The sequence below is a fragment of the Vibrio sp. Vb1755 genome, assembly GCF_033338635.1.
Classification (GTDB): Bacteria; Pseudomonadota; Gammaproteobacteria; order Enterobacterales; family Vibrionaceae; genus Vibrio; species Vibrio alginolyticus.
In genome coordinates this window covers 1-1,192 of the sequence record NZ_JAWOTA010000249.1, presented here as the reverse complement: position 1 = coordinate 1,192, position 1,192 = coordinate 1, and the positions used below count along the sequence as shown (strand labels likewise).

The following is a 1,192-nucleotide window of genomic DNA, read 5'->3' as shown; positions in this document are numbered from 1 at the left end:
GATTACTTTTTACACAAACTATTGAACGATAATCCACCATTGACGAACCAGCTTCACAAAACTCCTCTTACCAGTTGTGCATTCTTTTTCACATCGGTAATTTGAGCGATGAAAATGACTCACTCATCCCTATAAAGAGCTTTCTATCAGTTTCCTTTCTGGTCAAAAGATGCGCCATTTAACAAAAACGAAGAGTTTGGTTAACAAATTCATGCTCAAACGCTCATTTTTAACGCTCGTTTGTTTTCGCAAACGTTTATATGTGCACAATAGTATCGTGCTAGATAAGCAAAAATAACTATAGGACTCTTAACATGACAACCAACAAACACCCCTCTCTGCTCGGAGAATGTTTGGCCGAGTTCATCGGTACAGGACTACTCATCTTCTTCGGCGTTGGCTGCGTCGCAGCCTTAGTGTTAACAGGCGCATCTTTTGGACAATGGGAAATCAGTATTGTATGGGGCTTAGGTGTCTCCATCGCGATCTACTGTACTGCCGGCGTTTCAGGCGCACACATCAACCCAGCCGTGACCATTGCATTAGCGATGTTTCATGGTTTCGATAAAGCGAAAGTGGTTCCGTACATCATCGCTCAGATGTTAGGTGCATTTTTCTCTGCCGCTTTGGTTTACAGCTTGTACAGCAACCTTTTCACCGATTACGAAATCGCACACAACTTTGTACGTAGCAGCCAAGACGCCCTTGCAACGGCTGGTATTTTCTCAACTTACCCACACGCTTCTCTTTCTTTCTTTGGCGCATTTGCTGTGGAATTCGTCATTACAGCTGTATTAATGTTTGCCATTTTGGCTCTGGGTGATGAAAACAACGGTGCCGCTCGTGGCGCGATGAACCCATTATTGATTGGTATTCTGATCGCGGTTATTGGTGGTTCTCTTGGTCCACTGACTGGCTTTGCGATGAACCCAGCTCGTGACTTTGGCCCTAAACTGTTCGCGTACTTTGCAGGTTGGGATTACGCACTGACCGGCGCTAAAGACATCCCTTACTTTATCGTTCCCCTTCTTGCTCCTATTGCGGGTGCTTGCTTTGGTGGTTGGTTATATCCAAAAGCGATCGCGGCGTACCTCCCTCGCCAAGGTCACGGTTGTACCATTCCAAACCAATGTGATACTGAAGAAGAAACAGAAGAAGCTCGAGCTTAACCGCTTTCCAATTACTAAAATAT

At 45.1% G+C, this 1,192-nt stretch carries 1 protein-coding gene; it reads left to right on the top strand.

Annotation, left to right across the window (positions count from 1 at the left end; translation table 11 throughout):
- Positions 1-314 precede the first annotated feature (314 nt).
- Positions 315-1,169: an MIP/aquaporin family protein gene (locus R7E00_RS24285; protein WP_005456607.1), complete on the top strand. Its 855-nt coding sequence runs from the start codon at positions 315-317 to the stop codon at positions 1,167-1,169.
- Positions 1,170-1,192: the final 23 nt, after the last annotated feature.